This window comes from Caballeronia sp. INML2 (assembly GCF_023631365.1).
In the GTDB taxonomy this organism is placed as follows: Bacteria; Pseudomonadota; Gammaproteobacteria; order Burkholderiales; family Burkholderiaceae; genus Caballeronia; species Caballeronia turbans.
Map to the genome: position 1 here is coordinate 82,167 of NZ_JALQDH010000004.1, position 24,128 is coordinate 106,294.

27 protein-coding genes and 1 tRNA gene are annotated in these 24,128 nt (G+C 62.8%); 8 read left to right on the top strand and 20 right to left on the bottom strand.

The genetic code is table 11. The annotated features are described in order from the left end of the window. The first annotated feature begins 30 nt into the window (after positions 1–30). Positions 31–288, top strand: coding sequence for a YfhL family 4Fe-4S dicluster ferredoxin (locus NCT32_RS01255; protein ID WP_061116885.1), 258 nt, complete (start codon positions 31–33; stop codon positions 286–288). Between the two features lie 12 nt (positions 289–300). Here the strand turns inward: NCT32_RS01255 and hisC are convergent, their stop codons facing one another. The 8 genes from hisC to NCT32_RS01295 all read right to left on the bottom strand — a co-directional run bounded on the left by hisC (position 301) and on the right by NCT32_RS01295 (position 7,382). After that, positions 301–1,368, bottom strand: a complete 1,068-nt coding sequence (hisC, locus tag NCT32_RS01260; RefSeq protein WP_250489851.1) for a histidinol-phosphate transaminase — start codon at positions 1,366–1,368, stop codon at positions 301–303. Between the two features lie 12 nt (positions 1,369–1,380). After that, positions 1,381–1,983: an aminoacyl-tRNA hydrolase gene (gene pth, locus NCT32_RS01265; RefSeq protein ID WP_250476243.1), complete on the bottom strand. Its 603-nt coding sequence runs from the start codon at positions 1,981–1,983 to the stop codon at positions 1,381–1,383. 105 nt (positions 1,984–2,088) lie between these two features. Next, positions 2,089–2,709 (bottom strand): 50S ribosomal protein L25/general stress protein Ctc, encoded by a 621-nt coding sequence (locus NCT32_RS01270; RefSeq protein WP_061116887.1) that lies wholly within the window; start codon positions 2,707–2,709, stop codon positions 2,089–2,091. Between the two features lie 151 nt (positions 2,710–2,860). After that, a complete protein-coding gene (locus NCT32_RS01275) occupies positions 2,861–3,814 on the bottom strand; it encodes a ribose-phosphate pyrophosphokinase (RefSeq protein ID WP_250476244.1) in 954 nt (317 codons plus the stop codon). A gap of 50 nt (positions 3,815–3,864) precedes the next feature. After that, positions 3,865–3,941, bottom strand: a tRNA-Gln gene (locus NCT32_RS01280). A gap of 54 nt (positions 3,942–3,995) precedes the next feature. Next, positions 3,996–4,877, bottom strand: coding sequence for a 4-(cytidine 5'-diphospho)-2-C-methyl-D-erythritol kinase (ispE, locus tag NCT32_RS01285; protein ID WP_250476245.1), 882 nt, complete (start codon positions 4,875–4,877; stop codon positions 3,996–3,998). 19 nt (positions 4,878–4,896) lie between these two features. Continuing rightward, positions 4,897–5,523 (bottom strand): lipoprotein insertase outer membrane protein LolB, encoded by a 627-nt coding sequence (gene lolB / locus NCT32_RS01290; protein WP_250476246.1) that lies wholly within the window; start codon positions 5,521–5,523, stop codon positions 4,897–4,899. Beyond that, entirely contained in the window at positions 5,523–7,382 is a 1,860-nt protein-coding gene (locus NCT32_RS01295) for a tetratricopeptide repeat protein (RefSeq protein ID WP_061116890.1), read from the bottom strand. The genes lolB and NCT32_RS01295 overlap by 1 nt, the downstream gene beginning before the upstream one ends. Before the next feature lie 85 nt (positions 7,383–7,467). Here NCT32_RS01295 and mutM point away from each other — a divergent pair, with 85 nt between their 5' ends. Together mutM and mutY are read left to right on the top strand one after the other, a co-directional pair. After that, positions 7,468–8,298 (top strand): bifunctional DNA-formamidopyrimidine glycosylase/DNA-(apurinic or apyrimidinic site) lyase, encoded by an 831-nt coding sequence (mutM, locus tag NCT32_RS01300; RefSeq protein WP_061116891.1) that lies wholly within the window; start codon positions 7,468–7,470, stop codon positions 8,296–8,298. A gap of 6 nt (positions 8,299–8,304) precedes the next feature. Continuing rightward, the gene (gene mutY / locus NCT32_RS01305; RefSeq protein ID WP_250476247.1) at positions 8,305–9,366 is read left to right on the top strand and encodes an A/G-specific adenine glycosylase; all 1,062 of its coding nucleotides are present in this window, start codon (positions 8,305–8,307) and stop codon (positions 9,364–9,366) included. On the opposite strand, the gene NCT32_RS01310 is transcribed toward mutY, so the two are convergent. From NCT32_RS01310 to kdsD, 12 genes are all read right to left on the bottom strand, one after another. Then, positions 9,363–9,995 (bottom strand): LON peptidase substrate-binding domain-containing protein, encoded by a 633-nt coding sequence (locus NCT32_RS01310; RefSeq protein WP_061116893.1) that lies wholly within the window; start codon positions 9,993–9,995, stop codon positions 9,363–9,365. The genes mutY and NCT32_RS01310 overlap by 4 nt on opposite strands. Positions 9,996–10,054: 59 nt before the next feature. Then, positions 10,055–10,927: an RNase adapter RapZ gene (rapZ, locus tag NCT32_RS01315; RefSeq protein ID WP_061116894.1), complete on the bottom strand. Its 873-nt coding sequence runs from the start codon at positions 10,925–10,927 to the stop codon at positions 10,055–10,057. Between the two features lie 80 nt (positions 10,928–11,007). Beyond that, positions 11,008–11,976, bottom strand: coding sequence for an HPr(Ser) kinase/phosphatase (gene hprK, locus NCT32_RS01320; protein WP_008351692.1), 969 nt, complete (start codon positions 11,974–11,976; stop codon positions 11,008–11,010). A 184-nt stretch (positions 11,977–12,160) separates the two neighbouring features. Then, entirely contained in the window at positions 12,161–12,616 is a 456-nt protein-coding gene (ptsN, locus tag NCT32_RS01325; RefSeq protein WP_035497938.1) for a PTS IIA-like nitrogen regulatory protein PtsN, read from the bottom strand. A gap of 141 nt (positions 12,617–12,757) precedes the next feature. Beyond that, on the bottom strand, positions 12,758–12,997 hold the full coding sequence (locus tag NCT32_RS01330) for a hypothetical protein (RefSeq protein ID WP_250476248.1): 240 nt from the start codon (positions 12,995–12,997) through the stop codon (positions 12,758–12,760). Positions 12,998–13,032: 35 nt separating this feature from the next. Then, on the bottom strand, positions 13,033–13,392 hold the full coding sequence (gene hpf / locus NCT32_RS01335) for a ribosome hibernation-promoting factor, HPF/YfiA family (RefSeq protein WP_061116895.1): 360 nt from the start codon (positions 13,390–13,392) through the stop codon (positions 13,033–13,035). Positions 13,393–13,576: 184 nt separating this feature from the next. Continuing rightward, complete coding sequence (locus NCT32_RS01340; protein ID WP_061116896.1) at positions 13,577–15,094, bottom strand: RNA polymerase factor sigma-54; 1,518 nt, start codon at positions 15,092–15,094, stop codon at positions 13,577–13,579. Positions 15,095–15,246: 152 nt separating this feature from the next. Further along, on the bottom strand, positions 15,247–16,014 hold the full coding sequence (gene lptB, locus NCT32_RS01345; RefSeq protein ID WP_086960797.1) for an LPS export ABC transporter ATP-binding protein: 768 nt from the start codon (positions 16,012–16,014) through the stop codon (positions 15,247–15,249). Positions 16,015–16,025: 11 nt separating this feature from the next. Then, positions 16,026–16,712, bottom strand: a complete 687-nt coding sequence (lptA, locus tag NCT32_RS01350) for a lipopolysaccharide transport periplasmic protein LptA (protein ID WP_061116898.1) — start codon at positions 16,710–16,712, stop codon at positions 16,026–16,028. 30 nt (positions 16,713–16,742) lie between these two features. Further along, complete coding sequence (gene lptC, locus NCT32_RS01355; protein WP_061116899.1) at positions 16,743–17,345, bottom strand: LPS export ABC transporter periplasmic protein LptC; 603 nt, start codon at positions 17,343–17,345, stop codon at positions 16,743–16,745. A 3-nt stretch (positions 17,346–17,348) separates the two neighbouring features. Next, positions 17,349–17,888, bottom strand: a complete 540-nt coding sequence (locus tag NCT32_RS01360; protein ID WP_061116900.1) for an HAD family hydrolase — start codon at positions 17,886–17,888, stop codon at positions 17,349–17,351. Continuing rightward, the gene (gene kdsD, locus NCT32_RS01365) at positions 17,888–18,871 is read right to left on the bottom strand and encodes an arabinose 5-phosphate isomerase KdsD (protein WP_250476249.1); all 984 of its coding nucleotides are present in this window, start codon (positions 18,869–18,871) and stop codon (positions 17,888–17,890) included. Before kdsD ends, NCT32_RS01360 begins: the two co-directional genes overlap by 1 nt. A 160-nt stretch (positions 18,872–19,031) precedes the next feature. On the opposite strand from kdsD, the gene NCT32_RS01370 reads away from it, so the two are divergent. From NCT32_RS01370 to purU, 5 genes are read left to right on the top strand one after another with little or no spacing between them, the layout of a single operon-like run. Further along, a complete protein-coding gene (locus NCT32_RS01370; protein WP_061116902.1) occupies positions 19,032–21,026 on the top strand; it encodes a monovalent cation:proton antiporter family protein in 1,995 nt (664 codons plus the stop codon). A gap of 56 nt (positions 21,027–21,082) precedes the next feature. Then, positions 21,083–21,649 (top strand): adenine phosphoribosyltransferase, encoded by a 567-nt coding sequence (locus NCT32_RS01375; protein ID WP_061116903.1) that lies wholly within the window; start codon positions 21,083–21,085, stop codon positions 21,647–21,649. A 1-nt stretch (position 21,650) separates the two neighbouring features. Next, the gene (locus NCT32_RS01380) at positions 21,651–22,262 is read left to right on the top strand and encodes a LysE family translocator (RefSeq protein ID WP_061116904.1); all 612 of its coding nucleotides are present in this window, start codon (positions 21,651–21,653) and stop codon (positions 22,260–22,262) included. 13 nt (positions 22,263–22,275) lie between these two features. Further along, complete coding sequence (locus tag NCT32_RS01385; RefSeq protein WP_250476250.1) at positions 22,276–23,121, top strand: DUF4743 domain-containing protein; 846 nt, start codon at positions 22,276–22,278, stop codon at positions 23,119–23,121. A gap of 31 nt (positions 23,122–23,152) precedes the next feature. Continuing rightward, the gene (purU, locus tag NCT32_RS01390) at positions 23,153–24,022 is read left to right on the top strand and encodes a formyltetrahydrofolate deformylase (RefSeq protein WP_061116906.1); all 870 of its coding nucleotides are present in this window, start codon (positions 23,153–23,155) and stop codon (positions 24,020–24,022) included. Positions 24,023–24,128 lie beyond the last annotated feature (106 nt).

The window sequence follows — 24,128 nt, forward strand, 5'->3', positions numbered from 1 at the left end:
GGATTCGAAACCGGCGCAAGAGAGTGAAGCATGTCTTTGATCATTACCGACGAGTGCATCAACTGCGACGTTTGCGAGCCCGAGTGCCCGAACGACGCCATTTCGATGGGTCCCGACATCTACGTGATCGACCCGAACAAATGCACGGAATGCGTCGGCCATTTCGACGAGCCGCAATGCCAGCAGGTGTGCCCCGTGGAATGCATTCCGCGCGACCCGGCGCACGTCGAGACGCCTGAGCAGTTGATGGCCAAGTACCACGCGCTCATGGCGGCGAAGGGCCGATAAGCCCTTCGCGTCTTACCCGATCAGCCCGCTCAGCGCGGCGATGAGCGCATCGCATTCGGCGGGCGTGCCGATCGAGATGCGAAGATGCTGATCGATACGCGGCAGCTTGAAGTGGCGCACGAAAATCTCTTTCGCCTTGAGCGCGGCGGCGAGCGCCGCGGCATCGTGCGCGGGATGTTTCGCGAACAGGAAGTTGGCGGCGGACGGCACCACGTCGAAGCCGAGCGTCCGCAGTTGCGCGGTCAACGTCTCACGGCTCGCAATGATCTTCGCGCAGCTTTCTTCGAACCACGCCTGATCCTCGTACGATGCGAGCGCTGCGACCTGCGCGAGGCGATCGAGCGGATATGAGTTGAAGCTGTCCTTCACGCGCGTGAGCGCTTCTATGAGCGCCGGATCGCCGAACGCGAAACCGACGCGCATGCCCGCCAGCGAACGCGCCTTCGACGTCGTCTGCACGACGAGCAGGTTCGGATAGGCGTCGATCAGATTTACCGCCGATTCCGCGCCGAAATCGACATACGCTTCGTCGATGATGACGGGCGCGTCCGGGTTCGCCTTCAGCAAGACTTCGATTTCCGAAAGCGGCAGCGCGCGACCCGTCGGCGCATTCGGATTCGGTAGCAGCACGCCGCCGCGCGGCGCGCGGTAATCATCGACATCGATTGCGAAATCCGCGTTCAAGGGCACGGTCTCGTACGCGACGCCGTAAAGCTGCGCGTAGACGGGATAGAAGCTGTACGTGATGTCCGGGAAGGCGATCGGCTTGTCGTGCTTCAGCAGCGCCTGGAACGCGTGCGCGAGCACTTCATCGGAACCGTTGCCGGCGAACACCTGCTCGATGCGCAGCCCATGATGCTTCGCGACGGCTTCACGCAGCGCACGCGCGGTCGGATCGGGATACTTGCGCAGCGACGCGCCATCCTCGCCGAGCTCGCGACGAATCGCTTCGATGACACGCGGCGAAGGCGGGTACGGGTTTTCGTTCGTGTTGAGCTTGACGGGATGGGCCAGCGCAGGTTGCTCGCCCGGCACATACGGCGTCAGACGATGGACGATATCGCTCCAGAAACGGCTCAAGGTCGGCTCCAATCAAGAGTTGCGGTGGAGGTTCATCATCGCACGCTCGGTTTCGCCGGCGACGATGAAGGGCATCACGGCGAGTGCGCGCTCGATCGACTGATCGATCACGTCCTGTTCTTCACGGCGCGGCGGCTTGAGCACGAAGTTCGCGACATCGGGTTTCGCGCCCGCGCGCGCGCCTTCGGGAATCAGATCGCGCGGATGTCCGATACCGATGCGCAGCCGCCAGTATTGCTGCGACGACAGATGCGCGGAAATATCCTTGAGTCCGTTATGTCCGCCGCTGCCGCCGCCGAGTTTCATCTTGACGGTGCCGGGCGGAAGATCGAGTTCGTCGTGCGCGACGAGAATCTCATCGGGAAGAATTTTGAAGAACTGCGCCACCGCGACGACCGATTGCCCCGAGCGGTTCATGAAGGTCTGCGGTTCGAGCAAATGCACTTCATGGCCGTGCAGACGTCCCTTGCCGTAGAAACCGTGAAAGCGGCGTTCGTCGCGCAGCGTCGCGCCGGCATCGCGTGCGAACTGGTCGACGAACCAGAAGCCCGCGTTATGCCGCGTCGCGGTGTATTCGGCGCCCGGATTACCCAGGCCGACGATCAGCTTGATCATGTCGAATCATGTAGAACGAAAAAAAACCCGCCGGGGCTTGCGCGCCGGCGGGTCACGTCGACCGTTCTTGCGAACGGATCGAGAGGATAGCGGTGTTCCGCGTGCTTACTCGGCCGCCGGCTTTTCGCCTTCAGCAGCTTCGCTAGTCCCTTCCGACACGACAGCGGCCGGAACGGTAGCCGAGGCCACCACCGGGTTTTCCGCTTCGACGGAAACCGTCAGGCTCACGCCCTTCGGCAGCGGAATGTCCTTCGCGTGCATCGTCTGACCGGCTTCGATCTTTGCCAGATCGATTTCCAGGAACTCAGGCAGGTCTGCCGGCAGGCATTCCACTTCCAGTTCCGTCACGACGTGCGAAATCACCGCGCCCGCCAGCTTCACGGCCGGGTTGGTTTCCTGGTTCATGAAGTGCAGCGGCACCTTGGTGTGCAGCTTCTTCTTCGCGTCGACGCGCTGGAAGTCCACGTGCAGCACGAGCTGCTTGAACGGGTGGTATTGCACGTCGCGCAGCAGAACCTGTTGCGACTTGCCGGCCACTTCCAGGTCGAGAATCGACGAATGGAAAACTTCTTTCTTCAGGGCGTGCCACAGGGCGTTGTGATCGAGTTCGACCAGTTGAACGTCCGTTTCACCACCGTACACGATACCCGGGGTCTTGCCCGAGTTGCGCAGGCGGCGGCTCGCACCCGTACCTTGCTTGCTACGCTCGAAAGCGACGACTTTCATGTTTCACTCCTATATCTGCCCGCGACCAGGCAGGGAAACCGGGATCATCGAAAAGGTGTGATCCCAAAACAAGCGACGCGAACCTTCGTTCGTTCGCGCCGATCATGCAAAAACGCGAAGCGTGTGCCTCGCGTTTCTTGCTCAATTCTGATTAACCTTCGGCGAAAAGCGACATCACCGAGTCGCCGCGCCGGATTCGGGAGAACGTCTCCGCGAGCAGACCCGCGCTCGACAGCAGACGGATCTTCTGGCACGCGAGCGACTCGGACGACAACGGAATGGTGTCCGTGACGACCAGTTCGTCCAGCTGCGACGCCGCGATGCGTTCGCCCGCGCCACCCGACAGCACCGGGTGCGTGGCATACGCGAAGACCTGCTTCGCGCCGCGGTCCTTCAGCACTTGCGCGGCCTTGCACAGCGTGCCGGCGGTATCGACCATGTCGTCCATGATCACGCAGGTGCGTCCTTCCACTTCACCGATGATGTTCATCACCTCGGCGACATTCGCCTTGGGACGGCGCTTGTCGATGATGGCGAGGTCGGTGTTCAACTGCTTGGCGAGCGCACGCGCGCGCACCACACCGCCGACGTCCGGCGACACGACCAGCAGATGATCATGGTTCTGCTTGCGCAGATCGCCAAGAAGGACGGGAGTCGCGTAAATGTTGTCGACGGGGATGTCGAAGAAGCCTTGAATCTGGTCGGCGTGAAGGTCCATGGTGATCACGCGATCGACGCCGGCAATTTCCAGCATGTTCGCGACGACCTTCGCCGAGATGGCCACTCGCGCGGAACGCGGACGGCGGTCCTGGCGCGCATAGCCGAAGTAGGGGATGGCTGCGGTGATCCGGCCAGCGGACGCGCGTTTGAGCGCATCGACCATGATCATCAGTTCCATCAGATTGTCGTTCGTGGGAGCGCAGGTGGACTGCAGAACGAATACGTCTTTGCCCCGAACGTTTTCCTGAATCTCGACCATGATCTCGCCGTCCGAGAAGCGGCTGACCATCGCTTTGCCGAGAGGAATTCCAAGAATTTTGACGACTTCCTGAGCAAGCGCGGGATTTGCGTTGCCAGTAAAAACCATCAGGCCGTCACTGCTCATCGTGCACCTGTCTGCGGCTGGAGGCGAGAGGAAAAACGCGAGAAAAAGAATGGCAGGGGAGGAAGGACTCGAACCCTCGCATGCCGGAATCAAAATCCGGTGCCTTGACCAACTTGGCGACTCCCCTACACTAACTTTGAGTCTTGCCGGAAAGTGTAGGACATACCCGACAAAACAAAACCTATGACGCGAAAGCGAAGAGAGGATGAGAATCCAGACTCGCTGTTACCACGCTCCTCCAGCTCGCCGGCAGTTTGGCTTGCGCCATTTCTGCTTCGGCTCGGCTTCGGAAAGCGGCAAACACGCTTGCTCCGGATCCAGTCATTCGCGCCGGTGCGAGATTGGCAAACCACTCGAGCACCTGCGCAACTTCCGCGTACTTTCCCGCAACTACAGCTTGCATGTCATTTCGACCGAAGCTGTCGGGCCAGTTTGTGTCTGACCTTTGCTCTGCAAGAAAGTCCATCATTTTGGCGACTTTCGTATCCCTTGTCAAGGCCTTTTCCGAAAAAATCGCCGCGGTCGGGACGTGAACATCGGGTGTGACTACCAGGAAGAAGCGTTTCGGCAGATCGACTGCCTGGAGCGCCTCACCTACACCTTCCGCAAACGCATTCTGCCCGAAGACAAAAAACGGCACGTCCGCGCCGAGTTGCAGGCCGAGATTCTGCAGAATCTCACGCGAAAGATCAACACCCCAGAGACGATTCAACGCAAAAAGAGTGGTCGCCGCGTCGGAACTGCCTCCACCGAGGCCCGCGCCCATCGGCAGACGCTTGTCGATCTCGATCTCCACGCCGAACTTCGTGCCCGTGTGCTGCTGAAGCAGGCGCGCCGCCCGCACGACGAGATCGTCGGCCTCGGGCACGCCGGGCACATCGGTCTTGCGCGTGATCGCGCCGTCGTCGCGTCGCTTGAAATGCAGGCGGTCGCCCCAGTCGAGTAACTGGAAGACGGTTTGCAGCAAGTGATAGCCATCCGGTCGGCGGCCCGTGATGTGCAGGAAAAGGTTCAGCTTCGCGGGCGCGAGGCAGTCACGGAGCGAATCGTTCGATGAGGACATGCGTGTTGCAACGACGAAGTTATTGATCGAGCACGAGCTTGATGTCGAGCGGCGGTTCATTGCGTGAGAGATTCACGCGCTTCACGCCTGCCGCGGGCGCATCGGCGTAGGCCAGATAGTCGATCGTCCATCCGTCCTGCTTGATTTCCTTCGGACGACCGTTGTTCGCTTCCGGATCGAGCGTCGTCTGCGCGCGCGAGGTTGGCGCGGCCGACGGCTGCAGCCAGTAGCGCAGACCTTCGACCGGCAGCGCGAAACCAAGCGTGTTCTGCATCAGCAGCGACACGTTGTCGGCGCTCACCGGCTGCCGATTGGGCAATTCGAGCGTGGCGAGCGAAGGCGAGGACGTCACGATCGCCATCGTCTGGCCGAGCGGATTGCGCAACTGCAGCGTGACCGTATCGCCCGTTTCCTGCCAGTCGAAATTGCCGTATGCGTTGCGCTGGGTGCCGTTCTGATCGTTGTACTGCACGGCGAAGCGTCCGTGATATTCACGGCTCGTCTGCGTCGCGAGCGAAGTGGATGCGTTCGTTGTCGTAGGAACGCGCGGCTGGAGAGCGCAACCGGACAGCACCAGTGCGGCGGCTGCCGCGATGCCGAGGCCTCCGCGTCGAAGCGAAGCGCCGGCGAGAAAATCGAATGCCATCAAAGGTCGTTTACCTGGAGTCGTTTTAGCGTTTTGACGAGCGTATCGTTGTCAGGTTCGAGCTTTTGCGCCTGCCGCCATGTCGCACGCGCCTGATCCTGCTGCCCGGATTTCCACTGTACTTCGCCGAGATGCGCGCCGATTTCGGCGTTCGGCTGCAGGTTGTAGGCGTTCTTGAGAATCTTCTCCGCTTCGGCCGCGTTGCCCTGGCGGAAACGCGCCCAGCCGAGGCTGTCCATGATGAACGCATCGTTCGGTGCCAGCGAAACCGCCTTCTCGATCAGCTTCACCGCTTCGTCGAGCCGCTGATTGCGATCGACGAGCGAATAGCCGAGCGCGTTGTACGCCTGCGGATTATTCGGCTGCGTGCGCATCAGCGTGCGCAACTGCGTTTCCATGACGTCGTAATGGCCGTTCTTTTCGGCGGCCATCGCGTAGTCGTAAACGAGGTCGGGATCGTCGGGGAACGCGGCCACTGCCTTCGCGAGACTTTCCTCTGCTTCCTTGTAGCGATGCGCCTCGAAAAGAATGGCCGAGTCGGTGCGCGCGAGCAGCGCGAGATCGCGCGGATCGGAGCTTTGCAGGCTGCCGAGCAGCGCACGCGCGTCGTCTACCTTGCCTTGCTTCGCGAGCAGTTGCGCGCGCGTGATCTGCGCGGGCAAATATTGCTGGCTGGTGCGCGGGATCTTGTCGAGCCACTGGCTCGCGGCGGCGTCGTCCTTCTGCTCGAGGGCCAGTTGCGCGAGATAGATGTACGCCTGGCCGGGGTCCGCGCCCGGCGTGCTTTCCGCCGTCTTCGCGTAGAGGTTCAGGAAGTCCTGCGCCTTGTCGAACTGTTTCTTCTGAATGTTGATGAGCGCAAGCGCCATCAGCGGCGTCAGGTCCTTCGAGTCGTTCTTGCGCATGATCTCGAACTGCTTCTGCGCGTCGTCGAGCCTGTCGGACGACAGGTATAACTGCGCAAGCGCGAGCCGTGCATCATGCGATTTCGGATTCTTGTCGAGATACTTCTCGAACGAAGCGATGCCTTCCTTGCGTTCTTCCGGACCCATGCGCGCGAGCGTCAGCGCGGCGGGCAGATAGTCCGGCTTGAGTTGCAAGGCTTTTTCGAGCGATGCCTTCGCGCCGGGTTGATCGTTGGCGACCAATTGCTGGCGCGCGAGCGCAAGTTGCGCTTCAGGCCGGCCCTGATCGTTTTGCGTCAGATCTTTGAGCACGTTCAGCCCGCCGATGCGATTCGGCCCGCGCGCGAGCAAGCTCTGCAATGAAAGGATGGCTTCGCCGCGCTGCTCCGGCGAAACCTTCGCGAGTTCGCGTTCGAGCGTCGGCTTCGCGTCTTCCGGCTTGCCGCTCACGATCAGAAGCGATGCGCTCAACTGCGCCGCGCGATCCGAATGCGGCGCGAACTGCTGCCAGAGTTGCGCCGACGTCAGCGCGTCGTTCGGGCTTTGCGCCGCGATCGCGATTTCGGTCGCACGCTGCGCGAAACGCGGATCGTGCGTGTCGCGGGCGAGCGAGAGATAAGTCTGGAATGCGGGCGCGGGCTGGCCGCGCTGCAACGCCACTTCAGCCGCCAGCACCTGAAACACGATCTGGCTGGACATTGCCACGTTCGGCAAATCCTGTGTCTCCGCGCCGCTGACCGGCGCGGTCAGAAGGTCCGCGGCGTTTTGCGCATCGGATTGATCATCGGCGCTCGGAACGGGCGTGGCGTTCGGCTCCTGAGCATGCGCGGGAACGCATGCGAGCGCGGCCATCGCAAGCGCAATGGCGCCGGCGATTCGCGACATTGGCATGGCGAACGAATGCGCCGAGCTGGCCTGACGCTTCGCAAACAGCTTCATGACGAACGAGTTCATGGAAATCCAGACGATGTTTCAGTCGATTGTAACGCGGTGGCTAAAATACCGGCACACTCGCCCCAGCAAGTCTCTCTCCAGAAAAATGCCCGAACTGCCGGAAGTCGAAGTCACCCGCCGGGGAATCGAACCCTACGTCGCCGGTCGTCGCGTCGAGCACGTCGATGTCCGCACGCCCGCGCTGCGCTGGCCCATCCCGCAGCATCTTCCGAAGACGCTCGATCATCTGAAGATCGAGAAGGTCGAGCGGCGCGGCAAGTATCTGTTGTTCGAAACGGCCGAAGGATGGCTGATCGTCCATCTCGGCATGACGGGCACGTTGCGCGTATTGCGTCACGTGCCGAAGCCGCCTGAAGCGGCGAAGCACGATCACGTCGATATCGTGTTCGACGATTTCATTCTCCGTTTCCGCGATCCGCGCCGCTTCGGCGCGATCCTCTGGCATCCGCGCGCGGACGGCGACGTGCTCGATCATCCGCTGCTCGCGACGCTCGGCGTGGAGCCGTTCTCGCCGGAATTCTCCGGCACGCTGCTGTTTCGCGAGACGCGCGGGCGCAAGGTGTCGGTGAAGCAGGCGCTGCTTGCGGGCGGGATCGTCGTCGGCGTGGGGAACATTTATGCCTCCGAGAGCCTCTTTCGCGCCGGCATTCGGCCGACGACCGCGGCCGGCCGCATCTCGCTCGTCCGTTACGATCTGCTGGCGGATGCGGTGCGCGTGACGCTCGCCGCCGCGATCGAAAAGGGCGGCAGCACGTTGCGCGATTTCGTCGGCAGCAACGGCGAATCCGGCTACTTTCAGCTCGACTATTTCGTCTATGATCGCGCGGGTTTGCCGTGCCACGTTTGCGGCACGGCGATCAGACAAATCGTCCAGGGACAGCGCTCCACTTACTTCTGCCCGCGCTGCCAACGCTAATTTCCGATGCTCGCTCTCACCGATTTTTCTTCGCGCCTCATCGCGTGGCAACGCATTCATGGCCGCCACGACCTGCCGTGGCAAAACACGCGCGATGCGTATCGCGTCTGGCTCTCGGAGATCATGCTGCAGCAGACGCAGGTTTCGACCGTCATCCCGTACTACGCGCGGTTCCTCGAACGCTTTCCGACGGTGACGGTGCTCGCCGACGCGCCCATCGACGATGTCATGGCGCTCTGGGCCGGGCTCGGCTACTACTCGCGCGCGCGCAATCTGCATCGCTGCGCGCAGGTCGTCGCGCACGAGCACGGCGGCGCGTTTCCGCAGACGGTCGACGCACTCGCGATGCTGCCGGGCATCGGACGCTCGACGGCGGCGGCGATCGCGTCGTTCGCGTTCGGCGCGCGCGCGACGATTCTCGACGGCAACGTGAAGCGCGTGCTCGCGCGCGTGTTCGGCGTCGAGGGGTTTCCAGGCGAAAAACGTGTCGAGAATGCGATGTGGGCGCTTGCCGAATCGCTGCTCCCGGACGCCGTGAACAAGGACGAAGTGACCGCCTACACGCAAGGCCTGATGGACCTCGGTGCGACGTTGTGCGTGCGCGGCAAGCCGGACTGCGCGCGCTGTCCGTTCGCATCGGACTGCGTGGCGAAGGTCGAAGGACGCCAGCGGGAACTGCCTGCGGCACGCCCGAAGAAAGCCGTGCCGACGCGCAAGACGTGGATGCTGATCCTGCAGGACGGCGGATCCGTTCTGTTGCAAAAGCGTCCGTCGATCGGCATCTGGGGCGGACTGTGGAGCTTGCCGGAGGCCGCGGACGAAGCCGCGTTGGCGCAAGTCGCGCGCGATCTCGGCGCCGACGAGCCACTTCAGCGACTCGCGCCGCTCTCTCATGCCTTCACACACTTCAAGCTGGATATCGAGCCGCGGCTCGGCGAAGCGCGTAACGCGCCGCGCGAATTGATGAACACGGAAACGGTCTGGGCGCCGCTCGCGAAGATCGACGCCTACGGCGTTCCAGCACCGGTGCGCAAACTTATCGACGCGCTGAGCGGTCCGCTCATCTAAAGCAGTTGATGGTGCTGCATGTAGTGATGCACCACGTCGATACGCGCGCCGGCGTCCATCAGTTCCATGAGCTTCTGCCGGGCGCGCATCGGGATCGGCAGGATTTCGGCGAGGCGGTTCGATACCCAGGTGGGATCGTCGAATAGAAACGGCTCGACAAACGGCAGGTTCTGCGGCTCGCGCTCCCGGATCGTATCGATGATGCGCTCCAGCACTTCCGCGCACGCGCCGAACTTTGCGAGCGCTTCCACGCCTTGCAGCGGCTGATCGTCGCCAAGTAACTCGGCCGTGCCGACGAGCAGATTGCTCGGCTCCACGCGATGATCCGTCAGCCTGAAGCGCTCGGTGCCCCGGGCCTGAACGAGCAGCAGGCCGAAGGTATCGACATCGCATTCCGAGATCTCGGCAAGGCAACCGATGGTTTCCGGCACCGACGGATCGCCCGGTGACGCGACCTCGTGCCCGCTCTTCAGCAGGCAGACGCCGAACGGCGTTTTCTCGCGCAGACACTCGCGCGCCATGTCCAGATAGCGCGCTTCGAAAATCTTGAGCGGCAGCAGGCCGCCGGGAAACAGCACGGTATGAAGCGGAAACAGCGGCAAGTCAGCCAGAACGGGATTCGAAGACATCGCGCCCCTCCAGGGTGGACCGCCAGCGCGGCGATCGGATTCGCGTGTGAGGCGCGCTGTCACCCAGCCGGGATGGGCGCGTCACGATGCCGCACGATCACGTTTGCCGTCTCGCAAAAGCGCGCGGCAAGCGCCTCCGCGATGAACACCGAGCGATGCTGCCCGCCCGTGCAGCCGATCGCGACGGTGAGGTAGCTGCGGTTGTCGTCGCGAAAACGCGGCAGCCATTTGCCGACGAACCCGCCGATGTCGTCGATCATCTCGCCCACCAGCGGCTGAGCGGAGAGGAAATCGATGATGGGTTTATCGAGGCCCGTGAACGGGCGCAACTCGCGGTCGTAATACGGGTTGGGCAACGTACGCACGTCGAACACGAGATCGGCGTCGAGCGGCACGCCGCGCTTGAAACCGAACGATTCGAACATCAGCGTGAGATCGGCGGCGTCCGTTTCGACGAAGCGCTTCACCCACGCGCGCAGCACGTTCGCGCGCAGATTGCTGGTGTCGATCTGATGCCCGTACTCCGCGAGGCCCGCGACCAGTTCGCGCTCACGCTCGATCGCTTCGGCGAGCGAGTTCAGCACGCCGACATCGGCCTCGCGCATCGGCGGGCCGGACAGCGGGTGACGCCGGCGCGTTTCGGAGAAGCGCTGAATGAGCGATTGTGTGCTCGCGTTGAGGAACAGCACGCGCAGGTCGTAATCGTCCGAGAGCTTACGGATGAAGGCCGGCACGTCGTCGAGCGAGTGGCTCGAGCGGGCGTCGATCGCGACGGCGAGACGTGTCTGGCCTTCCTTCGCCAGATAGTCGGCGAGTTCGGGCAGAAAGCGCGGCGGCAGATTGTCGACGCAATAGTAGCCGCCATCTTCCAGGGCGTTCAGCGCGACGGACTTGCCGGAACCGGAGATGCCGGTGATCAGGATGATACGCATGGGTCTCGAGGGGTTCGCTTTCTCTTAGCTTAGCACCTGTGCCCGATTCGTTTCGGCACGCGCGACGTTCCCTGACGCGCTCAGATCAGCTTGCCGGGAAACTGGCTGTCGGGATCCTGCATCGCAAGGCGCTGGCGGTCCATGAAGTCGCGCAAGGTATCGATGCCGCGCAGTTGCAGGATCGTATTGCGCACCGCCGCTTCGACCAGCACGGCGAGGTTGCGGCCCGCCGCGACCTGAATCGTCACCTTGCTGATTGGCAGGCCGAGCACATCGACGGTCTGGCTTTCGAGCGGCAGGCGCTGGAATTCGCCATCCGGCCGGCGCACGAGCTGCACGATCAACTTGAGTTTCATCTTCCGGCGCACGGCGGTTTCACCGAAAATCGTCTTGATGTCGAGAAGGCCCAACCCGCGCACTTCGAGCAAATTTTGCAGCAAAGGCGGGCACCGGCCTTCGACAAAATCCGGGCCGAGACGCACGAAATCGACGGCGTCATCCGCCACGAGGCCATGGCCGCGGCTGATGAGTTCCAGCCCGAGCTCGCTCTTGCCGAGACCGGAGTCGCCGGTGAGCAGCACGCCCATGCCCAGGATGTCGATGAACACGCCGTGGAGCGTCGCGCGCGGCGCGAGGATGCGCGACATGTACGCGCGCAGGCTGTCGATCACGGCCGCCGCGGACATGCGCGTCGTGAAAAGCGGCGTCGACGAGCGCGTACAGCGCAGAACGAGTTCCGGCGGCGCGCCCACTTCGCCTGCAACGACCAGAAACGGCGGCTCGAGCGCGATGAGTTCCGCCATGTGACGGGAACGGTCCTCGTCCGACTGACGCTGGTAGTAGTTGATCTCGGCGTCGCCGAGCACCTGGATACGGTTCGGGTGAATCAGGTTCAGGTGGCCGACGAGGTCGGCGCTCGACGTCGCGTTTGCGACCGTCTCGCTCGAAAAGCCGCGTTCCCAGCCTTCGTGCCCGGTGAGCCAACTGAGCTTCAGAGCGGCGGCGTTGTCGTCGAAAATGCTTTGGGCGTTGATGCTGGACGTATCCATGAGACCGGAACTCCGTTGGAAGCCGGAAGCAGCCTTCGCGTCACGACGAAGCGGGTCGCTTCGGTACGTCGCATGGCGCTGCGTTTGACCGATTGTGCCGCAGAAGCTTCACGTAAGCGAGGCGCGCCCGGCGCGAAAGCAGCACGGACGCGCCTCGGCGCGTATCGCTAGGTTCGTGTGGCTGTTACGGTTGCCATTGCGTGAGCACTTGATAAAGCGCCTCACGATTTTCTTCCTTGTGCAGGCGCTCGCGCGCCTCGCTGTCAGAGAGCAGTTGGGCGATCTCCGAGAGAATTTCAAGATGCTGCTGCGTTGCCTGCTCGGGCACGAGCAGGAAGATGAGCAGCGAGACCGGCTGGCCGTCAGGCGATTCGAACGCGACAGGTTCGGCGAGGCGCACGAAGGCGGCAAGCGGCTGCTTCAGCCCCTTGATGCGGCCGTGCGGAATGGCGACACCTTCGCCCAGGCCAGTCGAGCCGAGACGCTCACGCGCGAAGAGATTGTCGGTGACGGTGCTGCGGGCGATGCCGTTCTGGTTCTCGAAAATCAGGCCCGCTTGCTCGAATACGCGTTTCTTGCTGGTAACGGACAGTCCGAGAACCACGTTCTCGATGGGAAGAAATTTGGCTAAACGATTCATGTTGGCAGGCTGATGCGTGGCCTGATAGCTCCTCATCGTGGCCGCTGTCTGAAAGCGCTCACGGCGATGGTGATACGGAAAGTGCGCTGGCGGCGTTCCCTGCAGCGTGCCTGTCGTGCGACCCCGAAAATTACCGGATCATTATAGAACAGGGCACAGCCCGATGGTGCGCCGCGCAATGGCACCGTTTTGCGATCCAATGTGCAGCACAAAGCCCTGAAAATCAATGGCTTGTCGCACTACAGGGCGAAAATCCAACAAAAAAGCCGCCAGTCGGAGGCGGCTTCGGTTCGGATGCATGCGCGCATCGATCTGGTTCGGATACTTGAGGTTTTCCTCGAATCTCGCCCGCCATCCTGTGGTGGCGGGGCTCGCTGTCATCCGTCGATCGATCGGCGAGCGTGCGTACGGTGCGTTCAGGGCGACGGCGCTTCCACTTCGTGCGGCTCGCCACGGTACTTCACCGATTCATGGGCGTGGCCCTGAATCTTGTCCTTGTGCCTGATGACCTGCCGGTCCAGCTTGTCCACCATCAGATCGATGGCGGCGTACATATCAGCGTCACAACTCTCGATAAAAATGTCCTTGCCCTTCAGATGCAGGTTGATTTCCGCCTTCTGCCTCTTTTCCTTTTCCCTATGATTGTCGACCGAGAGGACAACGTTGCCGTCGATCACTTGATCGAAATGACGGAGCACCCTGTCCAGTTTCGTGATCACATACTCGCGCAACGCAGGCGTCAATTCGAGGTGGTGTCCACTGATCTTCAGATTCATAGTTGCTCTCCAAGCTAAAGGCCGTGAGATCACGTCGGCTCGTCCGATACCGGTCGGCAATGCGTCCCGTCAGCGCGTCATTCTGGCGCGACTGAAATACGGGCCGCATTGGCCGGCACGTCCGCGCTCTCGCGATGCGGCCGGTAAACGCCCATCACAACACGCGATGGACTACAGAGACGGGTCATAGAGACTTGCGCAGATTCACTGCCGGGATCCTGAGGGCTTCGCGGTACTTGGCTACGGTACGCCGCGCGACCACGAATCCTTGTTCCGCCAGCAGTTCGGCGATGCGGCTGTCTGAAAGAGGAGTTTTAGGGTCTTCCGCTCCTATCAGTTGCTTGATGAGGGCCCGGATCGCCGTTGACGATGCCGCGCCTCCTGTGTCGGTCGAGACGTGCGATCCAAAGAAGTACTTAAATTCAAGCGTCCCGAATGGGGTGAGCATGTACTTGCCTGTGGTCACACGAGAAACCGTCGATTCGTGTAATCCCAGCGTATCAGCAATCTCCCGCAAAACCAAGGGCCGCATGGCGATTTCGCCATGTGCAAAAAAGTTCTTCTGACGCTCCACTATCGCCTGCGCGACGCGCAGAATCGTCTCAAACCTCTGCTGAATATTCTTGATGAGCCAGCGCGCTTCCTGCAACTGCTGGCGCAGCGAGCCGCTTCCCGGATCGCCGCGATTGTTGCGCAGGATGTTCGCGTACAAATGGTTGATCCGCAGCTTCGGCACGATCTCCGGATTCAGCTCTGCCGTCCATCCGCTCGCGGTTTTTCGCACGAGGATGTCCGGCACGACATAGTCCGCTTCGCTTTTGCCGTACGCCGCGCCTGGGAAAGGCTCGAGCGATTTGATCAGCAGATGCGCGTCGCGAAGGGCGTCATCGCTGGCTTTCAGTTGCTTGCGCAGACGCGTGAAGTCGCGCGCGGCAAGCAGTTCGAGATGATTCGTGACGATATCGAGCGCCAGCGTGCGCGTGGGCGACCCGTCGAGCCGCAGCAACTGCAGTTTCAGACATTCCGATGCCGAGCGTCCGCCTACGCCCGGCGGATCGAAGCTTTGCAGCAAGGCGAGCGCCGCGCTCAACTCGTCGAGGTCGACTTCGAGTTCTTCGGGAAGATCGGTCTGCACTTCATCGAGCGATGAGGTCAGGTAACCGTCTTCGTCCAGTGACTCAATCAGAAACGTGACGAGCGCACGATCGCGCTGATTCGCCGCGGTCATGCGCAACTGCGCGCTCAGGTGGTCGCGTAGTGTCGTGGTCGATTCGTGGATTTGCAGCGGCGGGAGATCGTCGTCGTCGGAGGCGTTGTTCGAGCGGCCGTAGTCCTCGAGGTTCCACGAACTGGAATCCTGACTGCTGTCCGAGCCCAGGCCGTTGTACTCGTCGACCCCTTGCGGCTCATTGTTCTCCGAACGTTCGGAATTTGAGGTGCCGGATGATGAGCCGTTGCTCATCATCGAGTCGGACGGCGTGCTCGGCGCCGACGCAGCCGCGATCAGCGAGCCGTCCGCGGCGACGCGAAGCGGGCTCGTGATCCAGTCGTCGTCATTCTCGAGCAGCGGATTCTGAGCGACGGCCATCGCGACTTCCTGCTGCAGTTCGAGCGTCGACAACTGCAGCAGCCGGATCGACTGCTGAAGTTGCGGGGTCAGCGCAAGATGCTGCGAGAGGCGGAGTTGGAGGCTGGCTTTCATGGCAAAGTTTTATTCATTGTAGAGAGTTTGCCACGCGCGCGAAACCTCGCGGGGATTCCAAAAAAGCGCATGCCGCCCAAGAGGGCGGCACGTAAGTTTTGCTGCTTTCGCATGGTGCGGCGCATGATGCGCGCCGCTTTTCCAACGTTGCGTCACATGCGGAAATGCTCGCCGAGATAGACGCGGCGCACGTTTTCATTTTCGATGATCTCGCTGGGCGCGCCTGCCGCGAGTACGCTGCCGTCGCTGATGATGTACGCATGATCGCAGATGCCGAGCGTCTCGCGCACATTGTGGTCCGTGATCAGGACGCCGATGTTGCGCTGCTTCAAAAACTTCACGATCTTCTGAATTTCGAGCACGGCGATCGGATCGACGCCCGCGAACGGTTCGTCGAGCAGAATGAAGCTGGGATTGGTTGCGAGCGCGCGCGCAATCTCGACACGACGGCGCTCGCCGCCCGACAGCGACAGCGCAGGATTCTCGCGCAGGTGCGCGATCTGCAACTCGTCGAGCAAGGCTTCCGCGCGCTGGGTTATGGCGTCATTTGACAGGCGTTTGCCGCGCTCATCGGTTTGCAACTCCAGCACCGCGCGAATGTTCTGCTCGACGGTGAGCTTGCGAAACACCGAGGCTTCCTGCGGCAGATATGACAAGCCCAGGTGCGCGCGTTGGTGGATAGGCAAGAGGCTGATCGAATTGCCGTCGAGGTCGATCTCGCCGGCATCGAGCGGCACGAGGCCGACGATCATATAGAACGACGTCGTCTTTCCCGCGCCGTTCGGACCGAGCAGGCCGACCACTTCGCCGCTCTTGACGTCGAGTGACACGTCCTTCACCACAGTGCGCGACCCGTAACGCTTCTTCAGATTGCGCACGACGAGCGAACTCGACTGGCCTTCCGGCTTGCGGTGGGGCATGGAGGTCGAATTCACTGCTGCGGCTCTCCCTGAATGCTGTTCGACGGCGAAAGCGTGGCGGGCGATCCGTTCAGCGGCGCGGCGCCGCCCGAGCGGGGCGCGAGCATCGCACGCACCCGGCCGCTCGGATTGCCGGGACCTGCCTGGTCCTTGCCCGCACTCGCCGTGTAGAAGTCCTTCTGGCCGTCATAGGTGATCACGCTGCCGCGCACTTCGTCCTGCACTTTCGTCAGGCCTTGCAGGCGGCGCACGACAGCGCGTGTCGTGAGCTTCGTGAAGTCGTTCTTGCCGTCGTAGTCGATGCGCACCGCGTTGCCGTCGATGTACTCGTCGAGGCCGTCACGCTTCTGGCGGAAATAGGCGAGATTGTTGCCGGTCGACGTGCCGGTCGCGTACTGATAACCCTGCGGGTCCTGCGTGACGTCCACGCGGTCGGCCTTGATGATGATCGAGCCTTTGGTCGCGACCACGTGGCCAGTGAAGACGTTCTTCTGGTTGAGGTCGTCGTAGGACATGTTGTCCGCTTCGATGTTGAGCGGCTTGTCGCGGTCGGCCTTTTCGGCGTGCGCGGGCAGCGCGGCCAGCGCAACGGCGATGGCCAGCGCGGCGGCGAGCCCGGCCCGCGCGGCGTGCGCGGTGCGGCACGCGAGCGTTGCGCGCGCATGGCCGCCATCGGGACGAGGGAACCTTTCGTTCATGCAGTCACAATTCGGATGGGAGTGCCGGGGTTACTTGGACGAGCCGCCGTTGATATCCGTGGCGGCGATTGCGCCGCGCACGTTACCGAAGAGCTTCATTACCCGGGTCACGTTGTTGTAGTTCATGCCAGAGGCCGTCATCACGGACGGGCCGCGCTGAAGTCTAACCGGTTTTTCCGTTTCGATGACATCGTCGTTCACCAGCACGCGAAAATGCTGGGAATCAGCCTGCATCTGCGGATCGCCGTAGCCGGCCGCGCGCAGGATGCGCGCGTCGTCATAGAGATCGACGATCGAGACATCGCCATTCACCGTGCCGCGCATGGCCGTCGCCGTGACGGTCGGCTTCATCGGCTGGAACATGCGCATCGCGGGCAGCGTCAGGTCGCTGATTTCGTTGTCTTCGTAATGCACCATCGACTTCGCCGTCAGACGATATTGCGTCGTGCCGGTGGCATCGAGTTCGGAAACGGAAAAGTCGTTGGCGAAGTAGTCGGGCGTGTGGCGCTTCTCCGGCGCAGGCGCCTGCTGTGCAGGAGGCAGCGTGGCTTGCAGCAGCCAGTAAGTGATGCCGGCGAGCGCCGCCATCGCGAGGAGCGGCAGGAGCGAGGCGAGCTTTCCCGGGCGCTGCATGCTTCAGCCTCCGAGCGCCGCGGCGAGCAGTTCGTCGTAGCGATGTTGCGCGCGCAGGATCGCGTCGCAGACTTCGCGCACCGCGCCGTGGCCGCCGCGCGCTTCCGCGACCCAGTGCACGCGCTGGATCACTTCCGGATGCGCGTTCGCGGGCGCGGCCGCGAAGCCACAGCGGCGCATCACCGCGAGGTCGGGCCAGTCGTCGCCCATATAGCCGCATTCGTCGGCCGCGATGCCGGTCGCGGCGAGCAACTCGGCGAGCGCGACGGTTTTATCGGCGACGCCCTGATAGAGATGCGTGATGCCCAGTTCGCGCGCACGCGCCGCGACGATGCCGGATTGCCGGCCCGTGATGATCGCCGTCTGCACGCCGACGGACTGCAGCATCTTCACGCCGTGGCCGTCGAGCGAATTGAACGATTTCATCGCGTCGCCGTCGCCGGTGAAGTAGAGGCTGCCGTCGGTGAAAACGCCGTCGACGTCGAACACCATCAGCTTGAGGCGGTTCGCGCGTTCGGCGGCGGTGGGGGGCTTCTGCGCCATCAGATTACCTTCTTGGAGAAGAGGTCGTGCATGTTCAGTGCGCCGATCAGCGTCGCATCGGCATCCACGACCAGCATCTGATTGATGCGATGGCGCTCCATCAGTTCCACGGCTTCGACCGCGAGATGATCCGGCGCGATCGTGCGCGGATTACGCGTCATGACATCGACGATCTTCAGTGCGCGGAAATCGCCGTCGCGCTGCAGGATGCGGCGCAGATCGCCGTCCGTGAAAATGCCGTGGACATGACGGTTTGCGTCGATGACGGCCGTCATGCCCATGCGCTTGTCGGTGATCTGAAAGAGCGCGTCCGAAACGGTCGCGTCGAGCGAGACCACCGGCACCTGGTCGCCGATGCGCATGACGTCGCGGACGTAGGTGAGCAGGCGCCGCCCGAGCGCGCCGCCCGGATGCGAGCGCGCGAAGTCGTCGGGACCGAAGCCGCGCGCATCGAGCACGGCGACGGCGAGCGCGTCGCCGAGCGCCATCGCGGCGGTCGTGCTGGCCGTGGGCGCGAGATTCATCGGGCACGCTTCCTTTTCGACGCGCGCGTTGAGATGCATGTCCGCCAATTGGGCGAGACTGGATTCGGGCCGACCGGTAATCGCGATCAGCTTCGCCCCGAGGCGCTTGATGAGCGGCAGAATGGCAACAAGTTCCTCGGTTTCGCCCGAGTTGGACAGCGCGATGAAGATGTCGTCGGCGGTGACCATGCCGAGGTCGCCGTGGCTCGCTTCGGCCGGATGCACGAAGAACGCCGGCGTGCCGGTGCTCGCGAGCGTCGCGGCGAATTTGCGCGCGACATGGCCCGACTTGCCGATGCCCGATACGACCACGCGACCGCGACAGCCGAGCAGCGTTTCGACCGCGTTCGTGAAGTTTTCGTCGAGAAGTTCGGAAAGCCCGCGAACGGCCTCTGCTTCGATCTGGATTACGTTGCGAGCCAGCGCCAGTGCCCGGTCGCCATTGATTTTCGCTATCATGCGCGGAGTATAGCAAAGGCGTTTTTCAGCCGCCCCGCCGGGAGCGCGCCGCGCCGCCGCCTATCCGCCCCCGCAAGCCCTGTCGTCAGGGGCCTTTTTAAGATGCCGGAGCGCCGAAGACACGCGCCTCGGAACGCTGACGAACGAGGACGCTAGACGGATGACCTCTCCGCTCGAAATGACGCTGTTGCTGCTGCTCTGCTCCGTGGCAGGCGTCGTCGTATTTCGCTATTTCAACTTGCCGCCGATGCTCGGCTATCTGACGGTCGGCATCATCGTGGGACCGCACGCGGCGGGCATCGCGCCGGATTCGGACCGCGCGCAGCATCTCGCCGAATTCGGCGTTGTCTTCCTGATGTTTTCCATCGGGCTCGAATTCTCCCTTTCCAAGCTGCGCTCGATGCGGCGCATCGTGTTCGGACTCGGCGCGAGTCAGGTCGCGGCGACGATCGCGCTCGCGCTGATCTTCGGCTGGATCGCGAATTTCTGGACCGAGATGTCATGGCAGGCGAGCTTCGCGCTCGGCGGCGCGATGTCCATGTCCTCTACAGCTATCGTCAGCAAGCTGCTCGCGGAGCGGCTCGAACTCGAATCGGAGCACGGCCGCAACATCTTCGGCGTGCTGCTGTTCCAGGATCTCGCGGTCGTGCCGCTGCTCATCATCATCGCGGCGTTCGGCAACGGCAAATCGTCGCAGCTCGCGATGTGGCTCGGCATCGCGGCAGTGAAGATCGTTGTCGCATTGACGGTCCTGCTCTTCATCGGCCAGAAGTTCATGACGCGCTGGTTCGATCTCGTCGCGCGGCGCCGCTCGCAAGAGCTGTTCATGCTGAACCTGCTGCTGGTGACGCTGGGCGCGGCGTTCATCACCGACAAGTTCGGGCTGTCGCTCGCGCTCGGCGCGTTCATCGCGGGGATGTTGATCGCCGAGACGCCGTATCGGCATCAGGTGGAAGAGGACATCAAGCCGTTTCGCGACGTGCTGCTCGGTCTCTTCTTCGTGACTACCGGCATGCTGCTGAATCCACGTGTGATCTGGGAGCATCCGTTTCTCGTGCTCGGCTTTTTCGTCGTGCCGATCCTGCTCAAGGCCGTGATGATCACCGGGCTCGCGCGCGCGTTCGGCGCAACGCCGGGCGTCGCGATGCGCACGGGTCTCGGCCTCGCGCAGGCGGGCGAATTCGGTTTCGTGCTGCTCAACCTGATCCTGGATTCGCATCTGGTCAACCCGATCATCCTGCAAGCGATTCTCTCCGCGATGCTGCTCTCGATGCTCGCCGCGCCGTTCATCATCCAGAACGCGGACCGGATCGTGCTGCGGCTGTCGTCGACGGAATGGATGCTGCAATCGCTGCAGATGACGAAGATCGCAACACAGAGCCTCAAGCAGAGCGGTCACGTGATCATCTGCGGCTACGGCCGCGCGGGGCAAAACCTCGCGCGCATGCTGGAGCAGGAAGGGATTTCCTACGTTGCGCTCGATCTGGACCCGGACCGCGTCGCGGCGGCCGCGGCGGCCGGCGAATCGGTGGTGTTCGGCGACGCCGGGCGGCGCGAGTCGCTACTCGCGGCGGGTCTGCATCGCGCGGCGACCGTCGCGATCACGTATGCGAACACGCCTTCCGCGCTGCGCGTGCTGCACAACATCCACGAGCTCGCGCCGACCTTGCCCGTGATCGTGCGCACAGTCGACGACGCCGATCTCGATAAGCTCACCGCCGCGGGCGCGACGGAAGTGATTCCGGAGATCGTCGAAGGCAGTCTGATGCTCGCGTCGCACACGCTCGTGCTGATGGGTGTGCCGATGCGTCGCGTCGTGCGGCGCGTGGAGGAAATGCGCGATGCGCGCTACAGCCTCCTGCGCGGCTACTTCCACGGCGCCGACGATGTCGATGACGACGATGGCCACGAGCAGGTCCGGCTACAATCCGTACCGATCGACGCGAATTCCGAGGCCGTCGGGCACTCGCTCGACGATCTCGGCCTCGTCGGCAATGGTGTCGAGGTGACCGCGATCCGGCGCCACGGCATCCGGGGCGTCGAACCGGACCCCGAAACCCGGCTGCGCGCGAACGATATCGTCGTGCTGCGCGGCCTGCCCGAAGTGCTCGCGCAAGCCGAGGAACGGCTCTCGCGCAACCGCCGGGCGGCGTAATCTCTTTTGTCACCAAGGCGAACGCGCGGCCTCACGGCGCGGACTCCGGAGAAGTCATGTCCATTACCCCTTCGAGCGCTCAGCTCGACGCCGCGCGTTTCATCAAGGAGCGCGTGCGCACCGTCGAAAACTGGCCGCAGCCCGGCGTGCAGTTCCGCGACATCACAACGATCCTGCAAGACCGCAAGGCGCTGCGCATGCTGATCGACCTGTTCGTGCAGCGCTATATCGACGAGAACGTCAACGTGATCGCCGGCATGGATGCGCGCGGTTTCATCATCGGCCCGATTCTCGCGTACGAGCTGAGCCTGGGCTTCGTGCCGATCCGCAAGAAGGGCAAGCTGCCGTACAAGACGCTGTCGCAGTCGTACGACCTGGAATACGGCAGCGCGACGGTCGAGATTCACGAGGATGCGTGCAAGCCGGGCGATCGAGTGGTGATCGTCGACGATCTCGTCGCGACAGGCGGCACGATGATGGCCGGCAAGATTCTGCTCGAGCGGCTCGGCGCGCAAGTGGTGGAAGCGGCGGCGATCATCGACCTGCCGGATCTCGGCGGCTCGAAGCTGCTGCGCGAGAACGGCGTGCCGCTCTATACCGTATGCGAATTCGGTGGACATTGAGATGCCCAACTTTCTGCTCTTTCTTGCCGCATCGGTCGCGATTACGGTTGCGCCCGGCCCGGACAATCTTCAGGTACTCGCGCGAGGCATTTCCCAAGGGCGCCTCGCGGGCGTCGTCGCCGCGCTCGGCTTCGCATTCGGCGTGATCTTTCATACGACGCTCGCCGCGCTCGGCATCGCGGCGCTGCTGCGTTCGTCGCCCGTCGCGTTTCAGGCGGTGAAGCTCGCCGGCGCGGCGTATCTCGTCTGGATCGGCATCAAGGCATTGCGCAGTCACGGTCTCGCGACCGCGCACACGCGCCCGAGCCAGCCGCTTTCGACCGTGTTCCGCCAAAGCGTGATCGGCAACATGCTGAACCCGAAAGTCACGCTGTTCTTCATCGTGTTCCTGCCGCAATTCGTCGATCCGCACGGCGCGCAAAGCGTGATGCTCCAGATGTTCGAGCTCGGCGGGCTGTTCATGCTGCAGACGGTCGTCGTGTTTTCGCTCTTCGGCATCGGCGCGGGGATGATCGGCGCGTGGCTGAAGCGCCGTCCGCGCGTCGGCGTGTGGCTCGACCGGCTCGCGGGCGCGACGTTCATCCTGCTGGGCATTCGCGTCGCCTTGCGTTGACCGGAGTGCCCGCATGACGCTGCCTGCCATCATTTCCGCGCGCCGTTTCGATGCTGCCGCGCACGCGCCCTTTTTCATCGGCGACGAGCGTGTCGGCTGGATTCGCCGCACCGACGTCGACGCGCTGCGCAGCTGGCCGGACGTTTTCGAGATCGACGAAGCAGCGGTTCGGCTGAACCCATCGCTCGCCGATGTGAACGCGCGCAGCGCCGCGCTAGGCGCGGTCATCGGCGCGTTATACGCGGAAGGCAGAATCCCCGGCTGGCGCGACGAAACCTACGCGGTCCGCAACGACTTCGACGCGCCGCCGCTCGCGTTCATCGAGCGTGCGGCGTCGCGCTTCTTCGGCACGATGACCTACGCGGTGCATCTGAACGGCATCGTAAAATATCGAGATAAGGCGCCGCAGTTGTGGATCGCGCGCCGCAGCGAGACGAAGGCGACCGATCCCGGCATGCTCGACAACATCGTGGCGGGCGGCATCGGCTGGGGGTTCGAACTGATGCCGACGCTCGTAAAGGAATGCTGGGAAGAAGCAGGCATGAGCGCCGGGCTCGCGCAAACCGCCGAGCGCGGCCGCACGTTCCATGTGCTGCAATCCTTGCCCGAAGGCACGCAGGCCGAGCAGATCTTCGTCTACGACGTTTTCCTTTCGCCCGATTTCGCGCCGCGCAACCAGGACGGCGAGGTCGGCGAGCATCGACTTGCGCGCATCGAAGACGTCGCGCGCTGGATCGAGGAGGGCGAGCTCACTGTCGACGCCAGTCTCGCGACGCTCGATTGCATGCTGCGCCGCCAGTGGATCGGGGAGGACGCCTGCGAAGGCATCGACGCGCTGTTCCATCCGCCGCCGCTCTGAATATCAAGAATCAAACGAACGAGGAAAGGTCATGTCGACCGAACATAGTTTCTACCTGAAGTTGTCGTGCCCCGACCGGCCGGGAATCGTGCATGCCGTGTCGGGATTTCTGTTCAATCTCGGCGCCAATATCCTCGACTCCGCGCAGTTCGGCGACAGCCGCACCGGCGAGTTTTTCATGCGCGTGCATTTTCAGGAGGTCGGCGGCGATCCTGGTCTCGACGCGCTGCGCAAGTCGTTCGCCGATCTCGCCGACGAATTCGGCATGCGCTGGGAACTGCATGACGCTTCGGTGAAGCCGCGCGTCGTCATCATGGTGTCGAAGATCGGCCACTGCCTGAACGATCTCCTGTTCCGCTATCGCACCGGCCAGTTGCAGATCGAGATTCCGGCGATCATCTCGAATCACAAGGATTTTTATCAGCTCGCCGCGAGCTACGACATTCCGTTCCATCATCTGCCGCTGCTGAAGGCGACACCCGATGCGAAGGCCGCGCAGGAAGCGCGCGTGCTGGAAATCGTCGATCAGCACGACACGGATCTCGTCGTGCTCGCGCGTTACATGCAGATTCTGTCGGCGAACATGTGCGAGAAGCTCGCGGGCCGCGCGATCAACATCCATCACTCGTTCCTGCCGAGCTTCAAGGGCGCGAAGCCCTACTATCAGGCGTTCGATCGCGGCGTGAAGCTGATCGGCGCGACCGCGCACTATGTCACGTCCGATCTCGACGAAGGCCCGATCATCGAGCAGGAAGTGGAGCGCGTCGATCACAACATGACGCCGGATCAACTGACGGCGATCGGCCGCGACGTCGAATGCGTGACGCTCGCGCGCGCGGTGAAGTGGCACGCGGAGCATCGCATTCTGCTGAACGGGCACAAGACGGTCGTGTTCCGCTAATCGTTCTTCAGACGCAAAAACGCCCGCGATGTGAACTGCACCCCAAAAGTTGGACAACCGTCCAACGACTTGGGGTGTTTTTTATGAGCAAGCACAGCGCGCAATT

What these genes read in the sequence shown, in the direction of transcription:
- NCT32_RS01330 (WP_250476248.1), bottom strand. Translation starts at nt 12,997, where the DNA reads ATGACAGCGAGCCCCGCCACCACAGGATGGCGGGCGAGATTCGAGGAA.
- lptC (WP_061116899.1), bottom strand. Translation starts at nt 17,345, where the DNA reads ATGCAGCGCCCGGGAAAGCTCGCCTCGCTCCTGCCGCTCCTCGCGATG.
- lolB (WP_250476246.1), bottom strand. Translation starts at nt 5,523, where the DNA reads ATGGCATTCGATTTTCTCGCCGGCGCTTCGCTTCGACGCGGAGGCCTC.
- NCT32_RS01385 (WP_250476250.1), top strand. Translation starts at nt 22,276, where the DNA reads ATGACGCTGCCTGCCATCATTTCCGCGCGCCGTTTCGATGCTGCCGCG.
- lptA (WP_061116898.1), bottom strand. Translation starts at nt 16,712, where the DNA reads ATGAACGAAAGGTTCCCTCGTCCCGATGGCGGCCATGCGCGCGCAACG.
- hpf (WP_061116895.1), bottom strand. Translation starts at nt 13,392, where the DNA reads ATGAATCTGAAGATCAGTGGACACCACCTCGAATTGACGCCTGCGTTG.
- ptsN (WP_035497938.1), bottom strand. Translation starts at nt 12,616, where the DNA reads ATGAATCGTTTAGCCAAATTTCTTCCCATCGAGAACGTGGTTCTCGGA.
- NCT32_RS01270 (WP_061116887.1), bottom strand. Translation starts at nt 2,709, where the DNA reads ATGAAAGTCGTCGCTTTCGAGCGTAGCAAGCAAGGTACGGGTGCGAGC.
- mutY (WP_250476247.1), top strand. Translation starts at nt 8,305, where the DNA reads ATGCTCGCTCTCACCGATTTTTCTTCGCGCCTCATCGCGTGGCAACGC.
- NCT32_RS01340 (WP_061116896.1), bottom strand. Translation starts at nt 15,094, where the DNA reads ATGAAAGCCAGCCTCCAACTCCGCCTCTCGCAGCATCTTGCGCTGACC.
- NCT32_RS01360 (WP_061116900.1), bottom strand. Translation starts at nt 17,888, where the DNA reads ATGGCGCAGAAGCCCCCCACCGCCGCCGAACGCGCGAACCGCCTCAAG.
- NCT32_RS01255 (WP_061116885.1), top strand. Translation starts at nt 31, where the DNA reads ATGTCTTTGATCATTACCGACGAGTGCATCAACTGCGACGTTTGCGAG.
- NCT32_RS01370 (WP_061116902.1), top strand. Translation starts at nt 19,032, where the DNA reads ATGACCTCTCCGCTCGAAATGACGCTGTTGCTGCTGCTCTGCTCCGTG.
- NCT32_RS01275 (WP_250476244.1), bottom strand. Translation starts at nt 3,814, where the DNA reads ATGAGCAGTGACGGCCTGATGGTTTTTACTGGCAACGCAAATCCCGCG.
- purU (WP_061116906.1), top strand. Translation starts at nt 23,153, where the DNA reads ATGTCGACCGAACATAGTTTCTACCTGAAGTTGTCGTGCCCCGACCGG.
- rapZ (WP_061116894.1), bottom strand. Translation starts at nt 10,927, where the DNA reads ATGCGTATCATCCTGATCACCGGCATCTCCGGTTCCGGCAAGTCCGTC.
- lptB (WP_086960797.1), bottom strand. Translation starts at nt 16,014, where the DNA reads ATGCCCCACCGCAAGCCGGAAGGCCAGTCGAGTTCGCTCGTCGTGCGC.
- NCT32_RS01375 (WP_061116903.1), top strand. Translation starts at nt 21,083, where the DNA reads ATGTCCATTACCCCTTCGAGCGCTCAGCTCGACGCCGCGCGTTTCATC.
- mutM (WP_061116891.1), top strand. Translation starts at nt 7,468, where the DNA reads ATGCCCGAACTGCCGGAAGTCGAAGTCACCCGCCGGGGAATCGAACCC.
- ispE (WP_250476245.1), bottom strand. Translation starts at nt 4,877, where the DNA reads ATGTCCTCATCGAACGATTCGCTCCGTGACTGCCTCGCGCCCGCGAAG.
- kdsD (WP_250476249.1), bottom strand. Translation starts at nt 18,871, where the DNA reads ATGATAGCGAAAATCAATGGCGACCGGGCACTGGCGCTGGCTCGCAAC.
- NCT32_RS01310 (WP_061116893.1), bottom strand. Translation starts at nt 9,995, where the DNA reads ATGTCTTCGAATCCCGTTCTGGCTGACTTGCCGCTGTTTCCGCTTCAT.
- NCT32_RS01380 (WP_061116904.1), top strand. Translation starts at nt 21,651, where the DNA reads ATGCCCAACTTTCTGCTCTTTCTTGCCGCATCGGTCGCGATTACGGTT.
- pth (WP_250476243.1), bottom strand. Translation starts at nt 1,983, where the DNA reads ATGATCAAGCTGATCGTCGGCCTGGGTAATCCGGGCGCCGAATACACC.
- hprK (WP_008351692.1), bottom strand. Translation starts at nt 11,976, where the DNA reads ATGGATACGTCCAGCATCAACGCCCAAAGCATTTTCGACGACAACGCC.
- NCT32_RS01295 (WP_061116890.1), bottom strand. Translation starts at nt 7,382, where the DNA reads ATGAACTCGTTCGTCATGAAGCTGTTTGCGAAGCGTCAGGCCAGCTCG.